This is a genomic window from Halobacillus andaensis (assembly GCF_014636475.1).
Classification (GTDB): Bacteria; Bacillota; Bacilli; order Bacillales; family Halobacillaceae; genus Halobacillus_A; species Halobacillus_A andaensis.
Window position 1 is genome coordinate 394,619 of sequence record NZ_BMEL01000004.1, and the last position, 21,108, is coordinate 415,726.

Here is a 21,108-nt window from a genome sequence, read left to right on the forward strand (position 1 = left end):
GAATAGGCAAGGGTATGGTAGAATATAAACTACATAAGGATGAAAGGAGGACACTTCTAAATGTTAACTTACAACATTCGTGGTGAAAACTTAGAGGTGACGGATCCAATAAAGGATTATGTGGAGAAAAAGGTGGGCAAACTGGAGCGCTACTTTGAAACTCCCCCGTCATCAGAAGTACACGTTAATTTAAGTGTCTACAATGATGAGCAGACAATCGAGGTCACAATTCCTATGAAGAATCTACTTCTTCGTGCAGAAGAACACAATACAGACTTATACGCTGCCATCGACCTTGTGGTAGATAAATTGGAAAGACAAATTCGAAAGTACAAAACGAAAGTGAATCGCAGATCCCGCCAGGAAGGCGCACCTAAATATGTGTTTGCTGAACTGGAACGAGAAGCTCAAGAACAGCGAGAAGAGAACTATAATAATGATGAGTCTGATATCGAAATTGTAAGAACAAAGCGTTTTGACTTAAAGCCAATGGATAGTGAAGAAGCTGCCTTGCAGATGGATTTACTAGGTCACGCGTTTTACGTATTTACGAATGCGGATACCGACGAAACAAACATTGTCTACAAGCGTCGTGACGGACGTTACGGTTTGATTGAAACGTGATAACTAAAAAAAAGAGCAGTCCCTTCCAAGGAGCTGTTCTTTTTTTGTCCTAAACTATGAAACGTAGATAGAGCGCTCATTCATGTTCATTAAACCTTTATTTATGGCTAGGCAAACGCTGATTTTCTATTAATATTTTATTCGGAAAATTGAAAAACTGCGCTTTTCTTTCCTTCTCATATTCATGGTATAAAGAAATAGCAAGATTCCTACCATGGGAGGCGAAATCATGACCTATACTTATACTTGTTCTGACTGTCTTCATCTTTATCAAAGGATGAAACAGCAGGAAGAAACGATTGCTCAACTCGTAGAGATTATTGGTGCTGCCAACCGTCGTATTTATGATGTGGATCAACGTCAATTGAAGATGGAGCATCAGCTCGTACGTGAGCACCAACCTCGTTTGGCCCCTTCCTTATCCCCATAATCGCCTCCATCGAATGAGCAGCTCATCCTCGGGCTGCTGGTTCGTCTTTTTTCTTCCCTTATAGCGTGCTTCTCATACGGTGATTTGTTGTCACGTCGCTCTCTTTAGTGTTATGATAATGGTTGGATTAAACTATATTCAACCGAAGATAGGAAATAAAAGAGGAGCGGTTGCAATGATTGGAACGCTTAAAAAGATATTTGGTGATGGAAACTCTCGCCAACTTAAAAGTTTAGAAAAAATCACTGAAAAAGTGAATGAATTAGAGACAGATATAGCGAAGCTGTCAGATGATGGCTTACGTAAAAAGACGGATGAATTTAAGGAACGCTACGAAAACGGTGAAAAGCTGGATGATATGATGCTGGAAGCTTTTGCCGTCGTTCGAGAAGCTTCAAAACGTGTATTAGGCATGCGTCCGTTTGATGTGCAGGTGATGGGTGCTGTAGCCCTTCATGAAGGTAACATTGCTGAAATGAAAACCGGGGAAGGTAAAACACTGGCTTCTACCATGCCAGCTTATCTTAATGCCATTACAGGTAAAGGTGTTCACATCATCACAGTCAATGACTATTTAGCAAGCCGTGACTCCACAGAGATGGGAGAGCTTTTCCAATTTCTTGGACTGACTGTTGGTTTGAACCTTAACGGCATGTCTAAGGATGAAAAACGTGAAGCCTACCTGGCCGACATCACGTATGGAACGAATAATGAGTTCGGTTTCGATTATTTACGTGACAACATGGTCTTATACAAAGAACAAATGGTGCAGCGTCCGCTTCATTACGCGATCATTGATGAGGTAGACTCGATCTTAATTGATGAGGCTCGTACACCGTTAATTATTTCGGGGACTGCGTCAAAATCAGCTGATTTATATCAATCAGCTAACGCATTCGTTCGCCTGCTTCGACAAGACGACGAGTTTACGTTTGACGAGAAAACGAAAAATGTTCAATTAACAGAAGAAGGCATCAATAAAGCTGAAAAATACTTTAAAATAGAAAACCTTTTCGATCTTGCCAATGTATCGTTAATTCACCATATTAACCAGGCATTAAAAGCTCATACAACGATGCAGCGGGATACAGATTATGTAGTCGAAGAAGATGAAGTTGTGATTGTCGACCAATTTACAGGTCGCCTAATGAAAGGCCGCCGTTACAGCGATGGTCTTCACCAGGCGATTGAAGCCAAAGAAGGTTTACGTATTCAAAACGAAAGCATGACGCTGGCTTCCATTACATTTCAGAACTTATTCCGCATGTATGAAAAGCTCTCTGGAATGACAGGTACCGCTAAGACGGAAGAAGAAGAATTTCTTAACATTTACAATATGCGCGTCATCTCAATTCCAACAAACAAACCGATCGTTCGTGACGATCGACCAGACCTCGTCTATAAAACAATGGATGGTAAGTTTAAAGCTGTAGTTGAGGATATTAAAGAGCGTTACCAAAAAGGGCAACCTGTTTTGGTAGGTACTGTAGCAGTGGAAACTTCAGAAATCATTTCGCGGTATTTAAATAAGGCGAAAGTGCCTCATAACGTATTGAACGCGAAAAACCATTTTCGCGAAGCAGAGATTATTGAAAATGCCGGTCAAAAAGGCGCGGTTACGATTGCAACGAACATGGCTGGTCGTGGTACCGACATCAAACTTGGTGATGGCGTCCGCGATCTTGGAGGACTAGCCGTATTAGGAACAGAACGTCACGAGTCCCGTCGTATTGATAATCAGCTGCGTGGTCGTTCCGGCCGTCAAGGTGATCCGGGTATGTCTCAATTTTATCTAGCAACGGATGATGAGTTAATGCGCCGCTTCGCTTCTGATAACATGCGTAACATGATGGAACGTTTAGGGATGGATGATTCACAGCCGATTGAAAGTAAAATGATTTCCCGCGCTGTTGAGTCTGCTCAAAAACGTGTGGAAGGGAATAACTTCGATGCGCGTAAAACGATCCTTTCTTACGATGATGTATTACGTCAGCAGCGTGAAGTTATTTACCAGCAGCGTTACGATGTTCTTACTTCAGAAAACTTACGTGAAATCATTGAACAAATGATTGAAAGAGTTGTTCAACAAACGGTTCAAGCTCATACAACAGAAGAGTTGGATGAAGATTGGGACCTTGAAGCGATCGTTGAATATTGCAGAGCGAACTTGCTGCAAGAAGGCGATGTTAAAGTTGAAGACTTAAAAGGTAAAGATCCTGAAGAAATGGTAGAGCTGATTTTACAAAAAGTGAAGCAGCGATATGATGAAAAAGAAGCAGAGATGGAAGAAGGGCAAATGCGTGAATTTGAAAAAGTCATTCTGCTTCGTACCGTCGACCAAAAATGGATGGATCACATTGACCAAATGGATCAATTGCGACAAGGGATTCACCTACGTGCCTACGGTCAAAACGATCCTCTGCGCGAGTATCAATTTGAAGGTTTCAGCATGTTTGAAAAAATGGTTCAAACCATTGATGAAGAAGTCGCTAAATATGTTATGAAAGCACAAATCCGTAATAACCTGCAGCGCCAAGAAGTAGCTCAAGGAGCAAAGGCGGTTTCAGGAAGCGGAGAGGAAAGTAAAGAAAGCAAGAAAAAGACACCTTATGTGAAAAAAGATACGATAGGGCGAAATGATCCTTGCCCTTGCGGCAGTGGTAAAAAGTATAAGAACTGCCACGGGTGATAAAAGAAGAGACACTTCCTTAATGGAAGTGTCTTACCTTGTGTTTCGTACCATTTTATTAGGAGTGATGGAATCATGGATATGGCAGAAATTCGCCACCAACTAGATAATACAGCTAAACGTTTAGCGGACTTCAGGGGGTCTCTTTGACGTCGATCAAAAGAAAACTCGAATAGCAGAATTAGAAGAAGAAATGACAGAGCCAGGATTTTGGGACGACCAAGATACCGCTCAAAAAGTAATTAATGAAGTAAATGGTCTTAAGGGACTCGTTAACACTCTAGAAAAGCACGAAGAAACTCATGAAAACTTAGAAGTATCCTATGAGCTTGTCAAAGAGGAAGAGGATGAAGATCTTCGTACGGAGCTCGAGGAAGAAGTTACACAATTAGTAGAAGATCTAAACGAATTCGAACTAAACATCTTACTTAGCGAGCCTTATGATAAAAATAATGCGATCTTAGAGCTTCACCCAGGAGCGGGCGGAACAGAATCTCAAGACTGGGCGAGCATGCTGCTTCGTATGTACACGCGCTGGGCGGAGAAAAAAGGTTTTTCTGTCCAAACCATGGATTACTTGCCAGGAGAAGAAGCCGGGGTTAAAAGTGTTACCCTTCTCATTAAAGGTCACAATGCATATGGGTACTTAAAAGCGGAAAAAGGAGTACACCGTCTTGTAAGAATCTCACCATTTGATTCCTCAGGGCGTCGTCATACGTCATTCGTATCATGCGAAACGATGCCCGAATTTAACGATGAAGTAGAAATTGACGTAAAGACGGAAGATCTTAAAATTGATACCTATCGTTCAAGCGGGGCAGGGGGACAGCACGTAAACACAACGGATTCGGCTGTGCGAATTACTCACGTGCCAACGAAAACGGTGGTTACATGCCAGTCTGAACGTTCACAGTTAAAAAACCGTGACCAAGCGATGAAAATGTTAAAATCAAAGCTGTATCAACAAGAAATCGAGCGTCAGCAAGCCGAACTCGATGAGATTCGCGGGGAACAAAAAGAAATTGGCTGGGGCAGCCAGATTCGTTCTTACGTGTTCCACCCGTACTCAATGGTAAAAGATCACCGTACCAATATGGAAAACGGAAATACTCAAGCTGTTATGGACGGCGAACTTGATAAATTTATTAATGCTTACTTGCGTTCACAAATGGATTAATGAAATCAGCTTCTCTCTATTTTTAGAGGGAAGCTTTTTTATAGGAAAATTTCACAGGAAACAGAAGACCTTTATGAGTCAGGGATAGAACATACAGAGACTCGAAGAATACGCAGAAAGCGCAGTAAGGAATTAACGAAAATGATTGGATTAGAAAAACCACGGGAAAAAGGAAAGATTGAGAATGAATACTATGTTAGCGGGGTTAAATGATATATACAGAGCCATAGAAGGCTTGGAAGAACTAAAGCTGTAGCATACAGAACTCTGTGAACAGCTGGACCATGTGGTTAGTTTAACGAGACAGTGGCAAATCAAGTACGGTTACATGGGTTCTTTATTAAGAGATGATGACCTTCAACCTTAAGGTGCTGCTTTTTCCTTTTCTCCTCATCCTATCCATATACTTGTAATTCTGCTATTCTTAAGTTAAACCACAATTAAGTGAGGCGATCGTAATGACAGTTAAAAAAGCAATCATTCCTGCGGCAGGTTTAGGTACTCGATTTTTACCAGCTACAAAAGCTATGCCTAAAGAAATGCTTCCCATAGTGGATAAGCCTACCATTCAATACATAGTGGAGGAAGCGATTGCTTCAGGTATTGAAGATATTATTATCGTCACAGGTAAAGGTAAACGAGCGATTGAAGATCATTTTGACCATTCCTTTGAGTTAGAAGATAACTTATATAAAAAGGAAAAGTTTGATCTCTTAGAAAAGGTGAAGCAGCCTGGCTCCGTTGATATTCATTATATTCGACAAAAAGAACCAAAAGGGTTAGGGCATGCGGTCTGGTGTGCACGGAAATTCATTGGTGATGAACCATTTGCGGTTTTATTAGGGGATGATATTGTTGAATCAGAAACTCCATGCTTAAAACAGCTGATACAGCAGCATGAGGAAACCAAGGCCTCGATCATTGGAGTAAAGCAAGTTCCGGAAGATGAAACATCTCGTTACGGTATTATTTCGCCCACTGATCAACAAGGCAGACGATATCAAGTAGACCACTTCGTTGAAAAACCTAAGCAAGGAGAAGCACCATCGAATTTAGCGATCATGGGCCGATATATCTTAACACCGGAAATTATGGATTTACTAAATGATCAATCAGAAGGAGCAGGCGGTGAGATCCAGCTTACTGATGCCATTGAACGTCTGAATCAAACACAATCTGTGTATGGTTATGAGTTTGAAGGAGATCGCTATGATGTAGGGGATCAATTAGGGTTTATTGAAACGACGATTTCGATGGCGTTAAAGCGAGAAGATATGCGGGAAGATGTGTTACAAGTGATTCGCGCTATTGTTCATGAGGAAACAACGAAAAATCAGTAACTCTTTAGTGTGTTAATACGTTATCTAAGCCGCGTTTACAGAGGGTAAGAGCAGTGTTATACTCCTACGGTAGTTTACTGACGCAGGAGGAAACCGCTTATGATGATGATGGCAAAAAAATATCGTCGAGAACCCATGCCCCCGTTAATCAAACATATTATTGAATATAGTCTTGTTATTTTGGGGTCTTTCTTTGTAGCTTTAGCATTTAATATCTTTTTACTTCCTAATAATATTGCCTCAGGCGGTGTCGCTGGCATAAGTACGATCACCAAAGGAGTTTTTGGCTGGGAACCTGGAATTGTGCAGGCTATTCTTAACGTACCTTTATTTATTATGGGAATCGTTCTCTTAGGAAAGAACTTTGGTCTAAAATCTTTTGTAGGAACCATGGTTCTTCCTTTATTTGTACTTCTTACGAATAACTTCGACCCTGCTACACCTAATCCCTTACTTGGTGCTATTTTTGGTGGAATGGGAGTTGGTTTAGGACTTGGCATCGTCTTTCGAGGACGTGCTTCAACCGGTGGCATTGACTTAGCTGCTCAAGTTCTCCATAAGTTCACTCATCTTCCGCTGGGAATTAGTGTAGCCATACTAGACGGAATGATTGTCCTTACTTCCGCACTTGTATTTTCAGTAGAAGAAGGGCTCTATGCTTTGATTGGGTTATTTGCTACTAGTCGTACCATTGATTTTGTTCAAGTTGGCCTGAATACATCGAAAAACGTGATGATCATAACAGAGAATGTGGAAGAAGTAAGAGCTGCAATATTAAATGAAATCGATCGTGGGGTTACCGTGCTGCAAGGATCTGGCGGTTACACAGAGCGGGAACGTCAAGTCATTATGTGTGTGGTTCAGCAGAATGAATTCATTAAATTGACACAAACCGTGAAAACGATTGATCCTGGTGCATTTGTTGTAGCTATGAACGCTACTGAGGTCCTTGGAGAGGGTTTTAAAACGACATAGTTGGGTTATACTAATTTATATCTTTTAAAATGAAATGATTTGAGGGATGTTGAATGAAAAAGTTATTATGGGCTGCTTTACTTAGTCTCGTGTTCATCCTAGGCGCCTGTGGAGGCGGTGGAGATGAAGAAGGAGAAAACGGCGGGGATACTGAGACTGAAGAATCAGCTAACGAAGAAAATGGTTCTGGTGATGTTGATGTAGCAGCTGCTGAACAGGTGTATGAGCAGAGCTGTGCCAGCTGTCATGGCGGAGATTTAGAAGGGAACGTAGGTCCTGCTCTTAATGAAATTGGATCTAAATATTCCGCAGAAGAAATCCAGGATATTATCCATAATGGTAAAGGCTCTATGCAAGCACAAAATGTTGAAGAAGGCGACGCTGAGCTCGTAGCAAACTGGCTCTCCTCCATGGAATAATTGAACACTTTTAAAACCTGACGATGAAACGTCAGGTTTTTTTATGTTTATAAAAAGTTACAGGTCTTTTTTACTATTTTCATAAAAGCATGTTAATAAAATATTGTTTTTATATGGTATTTACATACAAAAAATTAACGTTTTTCTTAAATTAAATTCAAGTATAGTTGCTTGATATCATACCGTTTATCAGCTTTTGTATAATCACAAATCATTGAAGGAGATTTGAGAATTTTGTCGAATATTATCTATACGTCAAATAGTTTGAAACAAAAATGTAATAATTTTTTGTCTTAAAAACTCGAAACTAGATGTTATAATGTACGAGGACTTAAGACGATAGATTAATAAATTGCTTATTATAGCAGCATAGAAGAACTACAACAAAGGAGTTAAGGTGATTACTTTATGATAGAGATGAAGGGAGTCTACAAGACTTACCCGAACGGTGTCACTGCGTTAAATGGAATCGATGTACATATTGATCAAGGTGAGTTTGTATATGTAGTAGGTCCAAGTGGCGCTGGTAAGTCAACGTTCACGAAGCTGATGTTTAGGGAAGAAAAAGCGACCAAAGGTTCGGTTAAAGTAAATGATTATAATTTGTCGACCATTAAAGAACGTCACGTACCATACATGCGTCGACACGTCGGGGTCGTTTATCAAGATTTTCGTTTACTTCCGAGACTAACGGTGTATGAGAACGTCGCATTTGCATTAGAGGTTATAGAAGAATCTCCAAACCAAATACGACGCCGTGTAATGGATGTTTTAGACCAGGTGCGTTTAAAAAATAAAGCCCGTTTTATTCCGGATGAACTCTCAGGAGGAGAACAGCAGAGGGTTTCTATCGCACGTGCCATTGTGAACCATCCTAAGCTGTTAATTGCGGATGAGCCTACTGGTAACCTCGATCCGGATACTTCATGGGAAATTATGCATATCCTCGAGGAGATAAACGCTAGTGGTACTACCGTATTAATGGCTACCCATAGTCAAGAGATTGTAAACACGATTCGCAGGCGAGTGATTGCTATAGAAGATGGCCAAATCGCACGTGATGAGGCACGGGGGGAATATGGTTATGAAATTTAGAACCCTCGGAAGGCATACTCGTGAAGGTGGAAAAAGTGTTTGGCGTAACGGTTGGATGACCGTTTCAGCTGTAGGGGCGGTAACAACCACATTATTACTTGTCGGTGTTTTTCTAGCGCTGATGTTGAATTTAAATGAAATTGCAGGAAACATAGAAGATGATGTCGAAGTAAAAGTTCTAGTGGAGTTAACAGCGGATGAAGAGCAGGTGTCTGCTTTAGAAAATGAACTAGAATCGATCCCCGAAGTGGGAGATTTAAGTTATTCTTCTAAGGAAGAAGAGTTAGATGAATTGATTGATAGTTTAGGTGATCAAGGGAAAGCCTTTGAATTGTTTGAACAGAGTAACCCGCTAAATGACGCGTTTATTATAGAACCAAATGATCCAGTCGAAGCTTTAGCAATTGCTGATCAAGCTGAATCTATGGATCAAGTAGAAGAAGTAGATTTTGGTGAAGAGATTGTTCAACGGTTGTTTCAGTTTAACGAATATGCAAGATATATAGGTTTAGGCCTAATTGTAGGGTTAGTTTTTACAGCTATTTTCTTAATTTCGAACACGATTAAAATTACGATCATTGCCCGTAAGAAAGAAATTGGAATTATGAAGCTTGTAGGTGCGACAAACGCATTTATTCGCTGGCCGTTCTTTGTTGAAGGATTGTTACTTGGAGTTCTGGGGTCCATCATTCCTATCGCAGCGGTGTTAAGCGGATATTACTACTTGTACTACAACCTTCAAGATAGGATTCAATTTGATTTCATTCAATTGCTTCCGTTCTATCCGTTTGCTTTTCAACTTGCAGGATTGATTTTAGCAATTGGAGCATTCATAGGCGTTTGGGGAAGCGTGATGAGTGTTCGTAAATTCTTAAGAGTTTAACTGAATACAGGGGAGGAACTTGAATAGATGAGAAAGTTTTACACAGCACCATTTACTGCCTTACTCGTAGCCGGCACTCTGTTGACGCCTTTAACAGCGGATGCCAATTCAGAACTAGACGAAGTACGTGAAGAACTAAACGAATTAGAAGAAGAGCAAGGTAATGTCGATGAAAAGAAGAATGAAGTTTCTGATGATAAAAGCAGCACGGAAGATGACATAGCTGAAAACGAAAAAGAGCAAGAAAAAACAAAGAAGCAAATGGAAGAGCTTGATAACAAACTGAGCGAAACGCAAGAAAAGCTTCGTGTAAAAGAAAACGAAATTGCTGAAACAGAAGATGAGATTACTCAGCTGGAAGAAGATATTGCTGAGTTAAAACAAAGAATTGAAGAGCGAGAAGAACTCTTAACTGAGCGTTTACGTGCGCTGCAACAGAGCGGTGGCGATGTTCAGTACTTAGAAGTTTTGATGGGGGCTCAAAGCTTTGGTGATTTCTTAGATCGTGCTTCAGCTGTGACAACCATTATGGATCAGGATAAAGACATCATGGATACGCATATGGAAGAGAAGCAGTTATTGGAAGAGAAGCAGGTTGAATTAGAAGAAAAAATGGAAGAGCTCGAGCAGCAAAAAGCAGATCTTGAGGGCATCAAGGCAGATCTCGATGACCAGCTAGCTGAAAAAGAAAAGCTAATGGAAGAGCTTGAGTTACATGAAGAAGAGCTTCACGATCATAAGATGGAGCTGGAAGAGGAAGAAGAATTACTGCAAAGTCAAGAAGCCTCTATTCGAGAAGCAATGAAGAATGCTGAAAATGAAGAAGCGAATATTCAAGCTGAAATTGAAAGACAGAAAGAACTAGAGAAACAGCGTGAACGCGAGCTTCAAAAGCAGAGAGAAGAAGAAGCTGCTAAGAAAGAAGCAGCGGAGAAAGAAAAGCAAAGCTCCAGCAGCTCTTCAAGCAGTTCAAGTTCAAGCAGCTCAGACAGCTCAAGCAGCTCCGCTAGCAGTTCAGCAGCACCTGTACCTGAGCCAACCTCTAGCGGGAAGTTTATGCGTCCTGCAAGCGGCCCAGTAACGTCAGAAATGGGCGCACGTTGGGGAAGTACGCACTCAGGTATTGATATTGGAGGAAACGGAACTCCAATCGTTGCTGCAGCTTCAGGAGAAGTACTAAGGTCCTATTATTCTAGTACTTATGGAAACGTAGTTTATATCACTCACTATATTGATGGACAAGTGTTTACTACCGTGTATGCACACATGCAAAATCGTGAGGTAAGTTCTGGAGACTCCGTAACGAAAGGCCAGCAGTTAGGCCTTATGGGGAATACGGGACGCTCTACAGGTCCACACCTTCACTTTGAGGTTCATGAAGGCCCGTGGACAGCTGATAAGGGGAACGCTGTAAACCCTAGAAAACACGTAAACTTTTAACCTATTATTAACACGTACTTTGAGTTGATCAAAGTACGTGTTTTTTATATTAAAATGTCAGTGAATTGTAATTCAACGTGATAGTTTACCACTTCATTATTTGATATAAATAAAGTAAGTTTGTTGATCCAATAAATCCAAATGAACGTAATTGTGTAGGACTTATGAATAATGTTGAGAGCGGAAGTAGTACCGCTGTTTTAAAGAATATGTTGTTGATTTTAGGACATGCCTTAAAAAATTGTGGCATAAGTTAATAAAAAGAGTATTGCACATTTACGGTGTGGTGCTTTATTTGCTAGTATAGAATCATCTAGTAGAAATATTTTACACAGAAGGGTGAATGCGATGAATGTAAGGGCACGTTTCGTCGCGATCATAGTGGTGCTTGCTGTTCTTTTAGGAGCCGCCGGGTCGTATGTCGGAATACAATACTTCGGAACAACATCTAATGAAAATTCCGATCAAACTGCCAATGCTGATCAAGATGCGGAAAATTTTGCAGATTTATCAGAAGATGAACAAAAAGAATTTATAGAAGGATTGTCGGGTGGCGCAGACATAGAAAAAGTAGAACAAGCCTTTAGCGTTATACAAGAAAACTCCTTAATTGAAGCGGATGAAAATCAGCTCATTGAAGGCGCTATTGAAGGGATGCTTGATACGTTAGATGACCCTTATAGTACTTATATGGATAAGGAAACAATGGAAGAGTTTGACCAATCGATCGAATCCTCTTTTCAAGGAATTGGTGCAGAAGTCAGTATGGTGAATGAGAAAGTGACAGTAGTGGCACCGATTAAAGGATCGCCTGCAGAAGAAGCGGGACTTAAGCCCAATGATCAAATTCTTGAAGTTGATGGAGAAAGTGTAGAAGGTCTGGATTTATATGATGCGGTATCTAAGATTCGCGGCGAAAAAGGATCAGAGGTCGTCTTAACCATTGAACGCCCTGGTTCAAGTGACCCCTTAACTGTAGAATTAGTAAGAGACGATATTCCGCTAGAAACGGTTTATACAGATACAAAGGAAATCGATGGCAAAAAAGCAGGTGTTATTGAAATCACGTCCTTCTCTGAAAAAACGTCAACTGAATTTGAAGAAGCTTTAAAAGAGCTTGAAGGCGAAGGAATTGAAGGACTCGTGATTGATGTTCGAGGAAATCCAGGAGGACTTTTCACAGACGTCCAAGAGATTCTTGAACAGTTCATTACGGATGATCAACCTTATGTTCAAGTAGAAGATAGTCAAGGAGAAAAATCTGAATACTACTCAGAATTAAAGGAGAGGAAGGATTACCCGATCACTGTCTTACAAGACGAAGGGAGTGCTTCTGCTTCTGAAATTCTAGCAGGTGCTATGAATGAGGCTGGCGGATATGATGTCGTTGGAACGAAAAGCTTTGGAAAAGGTACTGTTCAACAAACCATACCAATGGGTGACGGCAGCACAATTAAACTCACTCTTTACAAGTGGTTAACCCCTGAAGGGAATTGGATTCATGAAGAAGGCGTTGAACCAACTGTAGAGGTTGAACAGCCGGAATATTTCTATACCAACCCCGTGGAGATCGAAGAGACATTGAAGTTCGATGATAATAAAGAGCAAGTGGAAAATGTTCAGGTTATGCTAGAAGGACTCGGTTATGAACCTGGTCGAACGGACGGTTACTTTAGTGAAGCAACAGAAGCTGCGGTTTCAAAGTTTCAGGCTGAAGAAGGCCTTAGTCAGACAGGTGAAGTTGATGAGGAAACCGGAGGGAAACTCCAGGAGCTAATCGTAGAAGAAGTTCGCAGTGGAGAAAATGATCGACAGATGGATAAAGCATTAGAAGTCTTGTTCAATTAAGCAGGAATTGAAAGACTTTTCTCGAATATAATCCGTAGTCCAGGGACTACGGATTTTTTCGAGAGAATGAAGAAGGGAAGAACGTTTGTGGAGATTTGGTTACAGGAAACGTTACAAGGGTTAGCAAGGCTCGGTATACAGCCTCTGCTCTATTGGTCACTATTATTATTATTTGTCATATCTATTCGTCGGATGAAGCAAGAAAGGAAACGTTTTGGCACTCGTGTATATGATATTTTTACAGAAGGGCGTAGCACGTGGAAAATTTCACTGGCTGCGGGATTTTTCTTAACGGTCTTTGCCATTGGAGCTGGGATTGTGCTGCCTTATTACTATCTATTACTAATAGCAGTCATAACGATTGTGTTAAGCCTGCCATTTCATTTAAAACTACTATCCCCAGTATATACGGTAGGTTTGTCCGTTCTATTGCTTTGGCTGCTGCCTCTCATTCCAACAGGTACGTTGCCAGGAGAGATAGTATCTGCTTTGACTTCTGTGTCATTATCAGCTGCAGCTATTTTGATGAGCTTGCTGTTTTTAGTGGAAGGAATTTTCCTAACGAAAACCTCCTCAAGACGAACTTTCCCAGAACGGATCGTCAGTCAACGGGGTAAAAAGATTGGGCAGCATCGAGTGAAGAAGCTAGCAGTCATTCCAATGGTGTCCCTCTTCCCAGCTGGGATGATCGAACCTTTTGCTCCTTGGTGGCCTATATTCAACGTAGGAGATGGTTCGTATGGGGTGGTCTTATTCCCAATATTGCTTGGATATGAATGGATCGCACGGGCTCAGTCTCCAAAGTTAGCTGCTATTACATTAGGAAAGCAAACAAACGGTTTGGCAATGATCTCTTTACTTTTATCTGTTGCCAGTGTCTTTGTACCCGTTCTAGCTATCGCAGCGGTGATCGTCGCTATTTTAGGAAGGTTATTTATCTATACCTTTCATAAAAGCAGAGAGAAAAGCAAACCTTACTTTACCCAAGACCAACGTGGAGTGCGTATCCTAGGTACGATTCCAGGAAGTCCTGCGGATGAGATGGATCTACTTCCGGGTGAACTGATTGTCAGGGTGAATGGTATCCCTGTTGCTTCTGTACATGAATTTTATGAAGCTCTCCAAACGAATCGAACGCTGACTAAGGTTGAAGTTAGAGATTTTAGAGGAGAAAATCGGTATGAACAAAGAGCGATGTATGAAGGCGATCATCATGAGTTAGGATTGTTATTTGTACAAGAAGTATCTTATGAATCAATGGCACAATAAAGGAAGAGGATAGCGATACTCGCTGTCCTTTATTTTTTGAAAATTTAATGAAATAATACTTTTTTTACTGAAAATGATTCTCAAATTCATTGACACAAGTAAAATTACCTTCTAAACTAAAGAGAGTTGAAACTAGACATTCTTACACATAATTGATTCGAATATATATGAAGTTGTACTTACACCAACAGGCAAATGGTTTGTTTGTAAAGGAGAGAGAGCAGATGGAGTCACTATTGGCCAACAATCTGACGTTAGGGTATGGGGATCAAGTAATTATTGACTCATTAGACATACAAATACCTAAAGGTAAAGTAACGGTATTAATTGGCGGTAATGGTTGTGGGAAGTCCACGCTGTTACGCTCACTAGCCCGCTTGCTAAAACCTAAATCCGGTGAAGTGATCCTGGACAGTGCAGACATCTCTAAAATGCGCACAAAAGATGTCGCTAAAAAAATGGCTATCCTTCCGCAAAGTCCGACAACGCCTGAAGGGCTGACGGTTTATCAGCTTGTTAAGCAAGGACGGTATCCTTATCAGAGCTGGGCGAAACGCTGGTCAGTTGAAGATGAAGAAGCGGTTACAAAAGCGTTGCATGATACAAACTTAACAGAGTTAAAAGATCGTTCGGTTGACTCTCTATCTGGTGGTCAGCGTCAGCGTGCCTGGATTGCAATGACACTTGCTCAAAATACAGATTTAATATTGTTAGATGAGCCGACGACTTACCTTGATATGACGCATCAAATTGATATCCTTGACTTGTTGTTTGATTTGAACCAAGACAATGGACGCACGGTGGTTATGGTTCTTCATGATATTAACCTTGCTTGCCGCTATGCGGATCATATCGTGGCTGTCAAAGATAAAGAGGTTTATGCCCAAGGTAAACCTGAAGAAGTCGTGACATGCGACCTGATGCAGCATGTATTCGAAATGAATTGTGACGTACGTCAAGACCCGCTGTTTGGAACACCAATGTGTATTCCACACGGTAAAGGCCGCTGCTTAATTAAGCAAGCACAAGCCGAGGCTCAAAGCCAACAACAAACACAAACAGTTAGCTGATCATAGAAAACCCCTCACTTTGTGAGGGGTTTTTCAGCTTGTAGAGAACCCTTAAAGAGTGTAAAATTCCTTGCGTTAGAGAGTGTAAAGGGTTTGAGGAAACGACTCCCTTTCCACGGGCGAATGGTGTGCCTCCTCGGGCTTTATCAGCCCTCCGGGGTCACACCTTATTCCCATTTCCCGCAGGAGTCTCGCCGTTTCCTCAAACCCTTTTTCAAAATAGATCACTGGCAAACTCATTTACTCATGCTGTGCCCTTATGAAAGCAGCGTTTGCAAAATGGCCTTCACATTACGAAGGTTACTCCTTTCTCCATACTTATATGAAGTACATCTTAGCTTTTTCGACAGTCTGGAAAGAGGCTGGGACTTAAGTAAAGCTTTGATATCACACAGCAAATAATAAAAGCTTGTGTAAGAGCAGAATATTAGCGTAGTCAAAATACGCAGAGTCCTTTGGGAACAGCACGAGCCGAAGATCCCGCAGGAAAGCGTTCTTTGCTTTTCGAGGAAGCTGAGGCCGTGCCCAAGGAAAGCGAAGTATTTTGACGGAGCTATGGTAAAATCCTTTCTTCTTCGGATTATATTATGCGTTATTTAGTTTTGTTCCAGCCTCTTTTTCATTATGCTTACTCAGGAATTTCATTCAGGTCTTTTATTATATAAGAAGGTTTCATTCCTAACTCTGGCCACTTCTGGTTTTGTCGGTTGACCCAAGCCGTGTGAAAGCCGAATTGGGTGGCGCCGGCAATATCCCAGGGGTTACTAGAGAAAAAGAGGATCTCTTCTTTTTCTGTGTTCAGTTGTCTTTGTGCGTACGCATATGCCTCAGGGTGAGGCTTGTACACTTTAGGCTCGTCTGCACTTAACAAAGAAAAAGAATGACTTAGCTGATTATTTTCAAGAAGCGGCTCAAGCATGGACTTTGTCCCGTTTGAAAAGATCGTTAGGGCATGGTGTGGATATTGGTCTTTTAAAGTACGGACTTCCTCGAATGGAGATAATTGTTCATATTGTTTCATTAATAAAGCAATGGTTTCTTCGTTTGGTTCTACATCATTCTTAGAGAGAGCATCATGTAACGCCCATCTCGTTACTTTATCAAAAGGCACATAATCTCCAATTAATTGGCGAACCATAAAATAGTGGATCTGACTGCTGCGCCATACTTCACTGATTTGGTCGCCTTTTTTGGGAAAGTGGTGGTGAATAGCTTCCGCCACAGAGTGAACATCAAATAGAGTGCCATAGGCGTCAAACACAAATGCTTTGTAATTCATCGCTTAAACCTCCTCTAGATCGTAAATTTTCCCTTTGTTCGTAAAAAATAAACCGCTCATTGATGACATCTCACGTAAAGAAGAGTAAACTAGAACATAGTTTTGTTCTTATAAGAACGATATGTTCACAAAAATTTCAGAGGCTAAAGCCTTATGATCCCTCTATTTCGTGATATGATTTGATAGAAAGATTTTTCAGTAATGATTTTAGATATAGGAAGGGTAAGACGATGAAGAAATTCTCAATTCTCACAACGGTCGTCACATTTTTGGCTCTTATCCTTGGGAATCTAGTAGTGGCTACAGATTCCGGGGATGCGTGCGGTACGACTTGGCCCGTTTGTAATGGTCAGATTATTCCTGACCTGACAGATTATCATATAATTATCGAATATTCACACCGCTTAATGGTTCCGTTATTAGCACTTTTAACATTTATTAATGCAGTGGGAGCTATTACAAAGCATAGAGAAAGAAAGGCTGTAGTGGTTCTTGCTATCTTGAGCTTAGGAATGCTTGTATTTCAATCAGCTGTAGGAGGGCTAAATGTTCTTCTTGGAACACCGCCTGGATTTACTACGCTGGATGTTACGTTCAGCCAAGTATTGCTGATTATTTTAGTGCTGCTTAGCTATAGTTTGCACGAAACGAAAATAGAGTTAAACCAGGTGAGCTGGTCAACAGTCAGTATGAGCTATCGAGCATTCGTAATCGGATTTGTTGTTTATATTGCTCAAGTGATCTTAGGGGCTTTCTTTAAGCATAGCCGAGCCAGTAATGTCTTGCTGGAGATACCGGCAGCTGAGTACTTGATCCGAAGCGGATCTATTGCGAATATGGTTTACTCGCTGCATTGGGTTGCAACGGTCGTCATCTTTGTAGCGGCGCTATGGTATGTCATCTATGCCACTAAATTTAAGTATCACAAATTTCTCGCATGGGCGTACCTCATCACGATTTTACTCAATGCGGTAGTCGGTTTCGTTATTGTTATTACAGGAAACGTCGTTCTGGCTTCCTCAATTCACATGATCATTTCTACAATGACGACGGTTATCGGAGGAATGATTCTAGGAGGCTACTGGTTTAAATTGCAGAAAAAATCAATCACAACATAAAAAGAGCAGCCTTTAGGTGTTACATTCCTAAAGGCTGCTTTTCTATTTACTGAAACAATTCACGAATTTCATCTTCACTTAAGGACGTAAGCATGGATTCACCAGGTTGGATGATTTGATCAACGAGGTCACGTTTCTTCTGCTGCAACTGAAAAATTCGTTCCTCTATCGTACCCTCTGAAATCATGCGGATCACCTGAACGACTTTTTCTTGACCAATTCGGTGAGCGCGGCCTGCCGCTTGTTCTTCAATCGCAGGATTCCACCATAAGTCGTACAGTATAACGGTGTCAGCTCCGGTTAAGTTTAAACCAGTGCCCCCAGCTTTTAAGGAGATAAAGAAGGCATCCTTCTCCCCTTTGTTGAAGCGGTCCACCATCTCAACTCGTTCTTCACTTTTTGTACCCCCGTCTAAATAGAAAGCACTCATCCCGCTAGCAGTAATTTCATCGTGGAGAATTTTTAGCATACTGGAAAACTGAGAGAAAATTAATACACGATGCCCGCCCGCTTTTAATTCGCTCGTGAGTTCTTTTAACTGCTCAAGTTTACCCGATTCTCCTTCATAGTTCTCTAAGAAGAGTTTCGGATGGCAGCAAATTTGGCGAAGGCGTGTCAATCCTGCTAAGATTTCCAGCTTCCCTCGCTGTAATCCTTTTGTAGCTATCGTTTCGTTTACTTCAGATTGAATTTTCTCTAAGTAAGCCAAATAGACTTCTTTCTGATTTCGAGTCAATTCTGAATACTGTACGGTTTCAATTTTATCAGGCAGTTCTTCGAGAACTTCTGTTTTCATTCGTCTTAATATAAAGGGTCTCGTCATGCGAGCAATCTTCTCGGGCTTCATCTGTAAAAATTTCTTTTTACTCGTGTAAAAACCAGGCATAATTGTCCGGAATAGAGACCATAGCTCATTTAGCGAATTCTCTATTGGCGTCCCGCTTAATGCAAAGCGGTGCTTAGCCTTTAACGCCCTTACAGCTTGAGATGTTTTTGTTGTCTCATTTTTAATCGCTTGTGCTTCATCTAAAAACATTGCGTGAAACTTCTTTTCTTCATATGAGGCAATATCCTGGCGCAGAAGCGGATAAGACGTAATAAATACATCGACGTTTTCCTGTAATTTCTCTCTACGCGCTATCGGATCTCCTGAGATCACTTGAACGGTGAGAGAAGGTGCGAATTTCTCCATTTCTTTCTTCCAGTTATAAACGAGTGAAGCAGGAGTTACGATGATCGCTGGATGGTCGAGCTGATTATCTTCTTTCTCATATAATAGAAAAGCGATACTTTGAACGGTTTTTCCAAGCCCCATATCATCAGCTAACACCCCGCCAAGTCCGTAAGTGGACAACGTCTTTAACCATCTAAATCCTGTCAGCTGATAGTCGCGTAAATCGGCATCTAACGCTGGTGGAGGCTCTATGTTAAAGGACTGAGGGGATTGCAGACGTTGGACAAGTTTTGTAAAACGTTCGTTCTTCTCTTCTTCCTGTAAGGATAAAGCGTCATTCACTTGTAAGCTGCGTGCTTTTGAGACTTGAAGGCTTGAATGGTCCACATCTGAAGACGCTAAATCAAGTTCATCTGCAAAATTTTGAAAACGTTCGAACGACTCGCTTGTCAGAGAAAGCAAGGCTCCGTCTGATAGTCGATAGTAACGTTTGCGTTCGATCGCCGCACGTAAAGCATTTGTTACGTCTTCTTCTGATATTCCATCAATGCCAAAACGAACATCGAGCCAGCTGCCGTCACTATTTATATCTACGGAAGGAACAAGTTCGCGGTCTTGGTCCAACATGAGTGATTTTACGGAATTTGACGTATACACTTCGGCCAGCTGATTCAGTTCAGGAAGGTGCTTGGTTAAAAAGAGGTGCAAGGCATCATCATCTTCAAGGTAGACAGTTTCACCATCAAACTTAAATTCAGCCTGTTCAATGATGTGTATGATCGCTTGTTCGGTTTTTCGGTCACGCTGAATGATGAATTGCTTTGATTCTTGATTGTCAAAAGGCTGGATGACGTGATCACCGTAAATAAACTTGACATCCATGGTTAATGCCCATTGTTCAAAATCGAGGTATACCTTAGCGTTCAGGTCTTCTTGAATAATTTTCGATTGCGCTTTTTCATCTAACGAGATTTGAGCAATGGATTCCAATTCGGGAAGTACATACGATACGATTCCTTCCATGTCGACCTGGCTGACGGTATGGTTGCCATTTGAATTGTAAGGTAAAAGAGCATGCAAGGTTTGGATGACTTCTTCCTTCTGTGGCGCTATAGGATAAAACGTACCTTCATCATGTAAAAGATGATAGTCTTTTAAATATTCATATTGCTTCAGTTGATTCATATGGAGGTGATAGCGTCCTCGTTCTTCTGAAACGTAAAAATTCAGGTTAGGAAACTCTTCTTTCATCTCTAACTGACCTTTCGATTGGCCGCGTTCGATCACTTCACAAAACTGGGTTTGTAAATCTTTCAATAAATTCGCGGTTAAAGAAGGAGGAAGCGTTAAGATCCGCTGTTCTCCAGCACTCCAATGCCGATCATAAAATAACTCTTGTTCATAGCTGTGGTAAAGGGTATCAATAATTTTTCGATCAGTTTCTTCAAACGAATGTTCAGCGGGATCATACGTGAACTTTTTCGAAATTTGATAGGGTTTTTCTTGATGAATGTGCTGAAGAAGTTCTCTTATGTCTTTAATCACGTATGCATAGCCTTCTCCCAGCTTTATCTCTATGCCAAGGCTTTTGCTCCCAAGCCATGATTGAACATGGACATAGTATTGAACGTTAAGCGTGGCTTTGTGGGAATCGTTATACCTGTTCTCTTGCCGGTCTCTAAACGTCTCAAATAACCGCATAGCAAACACACGGTCAATTTGAGTGTCCATGCTTGGAGCGGGACTGTCGTCTTTTTTCTCTTTGAGCTTAGGGGCCGATTCAATAATCGCTCGTTCTCTAATAGCACAAAGAACAGCTGCAATGTGCTTGCAGCTATAATAAGTTTCATAGGCTGGACATTCACAACGGGCTTCGAGATCTTCGTCTTCAAAAAAGAAAACGCGTACTTCATAATCATGAGTACCCGTCACGACGGCGCGCCAGGAGCGAATGGCGCTATTATGGGTGAGTCCGTAGACTTTACCTTGTTTGAAGTATTGCTCGCCTCGCGTGTAAAAGGCGTGCCCCGTTATTTTTTTTATATCACTTGGTTGTAAAAGGTATGACTGCATAGCTGGCATCCTAACTTCTCTTTTTTTTCATTATAACAGGAGAGCGGTCTATATTTCTTCCTTAATATTTGCTATTTTTCCCTGATCACAAGTAAAGCATACGATAGGGACGAATATGAGCTTTCCTTTATTGATTTTAATGCTGTCTTATGCTAACTTTCAAGTTAGAGAGTTTTTAAATTCGAGTAGCCGCTCGTTTACAGGA

16 protein-coding genes are annotated in these 21,108 nt (G+C 41.1%); 14 read left to right on the top strand and 2 right to left on the bottom strand.

Annotated elements, in window-relative coordinates; genetic code table 11:
- Window positions 1–60: 60 nt before the first annotated feature.
- From hpf to IEV27_RS16700, 13 genes are all read left to right on the top strand, one after another.
- Window positions 61–624, top strand: a complete 564-nt coding sequence (hpf, locus tag IEV27_RS16640; RefSeq protein WP_188378625.1) for a ribosome hibernation-promoting factor, HPF/YfiA family — start codon at window positions 61–63, stop codon at window positions 622–624.
- 229 nt (window positions 625–853) lie between these two features.
- Window positions 854–1,054, top strand: a complete 201-nt coding sequence (locus tag IEV27_RS16645; protein ID WP_188378626.1) for a hypothetical protein — start codon at window positions 854–856, stop codon at window positions 1,052–1,054.
- A 175-nt stretch (window positions 1,055–1,229) separates the two neighbouring features.
- The gene (gene secA / locus IEV27_RS16650) at window positions 1,230–3,743 is read left to right on the top strand and encodes a preprotein translocase subunit SecA (RefSeq protein WP_188378627.1); all 2,514 of its coding nucleotides are present in this window, start codon (window positions 1,230–1,232) and stop codon (window positions 3,741–3,743) included.
- A 75-nt stretch (window positions 3,744–3,818) separates the two neighbouring features.
- Window positions 3,819–4,920, top strand: a protein-coding gene (prfB, locus tag IEV27_RS16655; protein WP_188378628.1) for a peptide chain release factor 2 whose coding sequence is annotated in 2 segments (ribosomal slippage) — window positions 3,819–3,890 and window positions 3,892–4,920 — 1,101 coding nt in all. Because the reading frame shifts where the segments join, the coding sequence is not laid out codon by codon here.
- A 458-nt stretch (window positions 4,921–5,378) separates the two neighbouring features.
- Complete coding sequence (gene galU, locus IEV27_RS16660) at window positions 5,379–6,260, top strand: UTP--glucose-1-phosphate uridylyltransferase GalU (protein WP_188378629.1); 882 nt, start codon at window positions 5,379–5,381, stop codon at window positions 6,258–6,260.
- A gap of 135 nt (window positions 6,261–6,395) precedes the next feature.
- Window positions 6,396–7,235 carry a YitT family protein gene (locus tag IEV27_RS16665; RefSeq protein ID WP_373868122.1) on the top strand — a complete coding sequence of 280 codons (840 nt, stop codon included), beginning with the start codon at window positions 6,396–6,398 and terminating at the stop codon, window positions 7,233–7,235.
- Between the two features lie 53 nt (window positions 7,236–7,288).
- Entirely contained in the window at window positions 7,289–7,654 is a 366-nt protein-coding gene (gene cccB, locus IEV27_RS16670) for a cytochrome c551 (protein ID WP_188378630.1), read from the top strand.
- A gap of 408 nt (window positions 7,655–8,062) precedes the next feature.
- Window positions 8,063–8,749, top strand: coding sequence for a cell division ATP-binding protein FtsE (ftsE, locus tag IEV27_RS16675; RefSeq protein ID WP_188378631.1), 687 nt, complete (start codon window positions 8,063–8,065; stop codon window positions 8,747–8,749).
- Window positions 8,739–9,632, top strand: coding sequence for a permease-like cell division protein FtsX (ftsX, locus tag IEV27_RS16680; protein ID WP_188378632.1), 894 nt, complete (start codon window positions 8,739–8,741; stop codon window positions 9,630–9,632). Before ftsE ends, ftsX begins: the two co-directional genes overlap by 11 nt.
- Window positions 9,633–9,659: 27 nt before the next feature.
- A complete protein-coding gene (locus IEV27_RS16685) occupies window positions 9,660–11,072 on the top strand; it encodes a murein hydrolase activator EnvC family protein (protein WP_188378633.1) in 1,413 nt (470 codons plus the stop codon).
- Between the two features lie 348 nt (window positions 11,073–11,420).
- Window positions 11,421–12,920: a S41 family peptidase gene (locus IEV27_RS16690; protein WP_188378634.1), complete on the top strand. Its 1,500-nt coding sequence runs from the start codon at window positions 11,421–11,423 to the stop codon at window positions 12,918–12,920.
- A gap of 87 nt (window positions 12,921–13,007) precedes the next feature.
- A complete protein-coding gene (locus IEV27_RS16695; RefSeq protein WP_188378635.1) occupies window positions 13,008–14,189 on the top strand; it encodes a PDZ domain-containing protein in 1,182 nt (393 codons plus the stop codon).
- Between the two features lie 224 nt (window positions 14,190–14,413).
- On the top strand, window positions 14,414–15,259 hold the full coding sequence (locus IEV27_RS16700; RefSeq protein WP_188378636.1) for an ABC transporter ATP-binding protein: 846 nt from the start codon (window positions 14,414–14,416) through the stop codon (window positions 15,257–15,259).
- Window positions 15,260–15,887: 628 nt separating this feature from the next.
- On the opposite strand, the gene IEV27_RS16705 is transcribed toward IEV27_RS16700, so the two are convergent.
- Window positions 15,888–16,538 carry a haloacid dehalogenase type II gene (locus IEV27_RS16705; RefSeq protein WP_188378637.1) on the bottom strand — a complete coding sequence of 217 codons (651 nt, stop codon included), beginning with the start codon at window positions 16,536–16,538 and terminating at the stop codon, window positions 15,888–15,890.
- A gap of 230 nt (window positions 16,539–16,768) precedes the next feature.
- Between IEV27_RS16705 and IEV27_RS16710 the strand changes: the two genes are divergently transcribed.
- The gene (locus IEV27_RS16710; RefSeq protein ID WP_188378638.1) at window positions 16,769–17,656 is read left to right on the top strand and encodes a COX15/CtaA family protein; all 888 of its coding nucleotides are present in this window, start codon (window positions 16,769–16,771) and stop codon (window positions 17,654–17,656) included.
- A 46-nt stretch (window positions 17,657–17,702) separates the two neighbouring features.
- Here IEV27_RS16710 and IEV27_RS16715 read toward each other — a convergent pair whose 3' ends face one another.
- On the bottom strand, window positions 17,703–20,903 hold the full coding sequence (locus IEV27_RS16715) for a DEAD/DEAH box helicase (protein WP_188378639.1): 3,201 nt from the start codon (window positions 20,901–20,903) through the stop codon (window positions 17,703–17,705).
- Between the last annotated feature and the right edge of the window lie 205 nt (window positions 20,904–21,108).